The 263-nt window shown below is 51.7% G+C and carries 1 pseudogene; it reads right to left on the minus strand.

Annotation, left to right across the window (positions count from 1 at the left end):
* A pseudogene (locus tag SB773_RS32560) lies at window positions 1-230 on the minus strand (bacteriocin maturation protein); the annotation flags it as partial.
* Window positions 231-263: the final 33 nt, after the last annotated feature.

The following is a 263-nucleotide window of genomic DNA, read 5'->3' on the forward strand; positions in this document are numbered from 1 at the left end:
ATCCCTCTCTGGCAAGAAAACGTTGCCGGGATAAATACTTTGCCATTCCCTCTGCAGAGTGACTGAAGGGCTGCAAGCTCATCTGTCTCTCCCTTCTCCGAAACGTATAAGACAGCTGAAAAGGGGGAAATCGCCTCCCGCCACGTGGCCTGTGTCTGCTCACCCATGTATAGCTCGGTCAGCTCTACTTCGGGATCATTTTGTCGCGCATAGGCAATCAACTCCTCCAACCGCTTTCGATTGGTGTGATCGTTGTCTGTGAT

Origin of the sequence: Bacillus sp. SIMBA_074 (assembly GCF_046534555.1) — a bacterium.
In the GTDB taxonomy this organism is placed as follows: domain Bacteria; phylum Bacillota; class Bacilli; order Bacillales; family Bacillaceae_G; genus Bacillus_A; species Bacillus_A mycoides.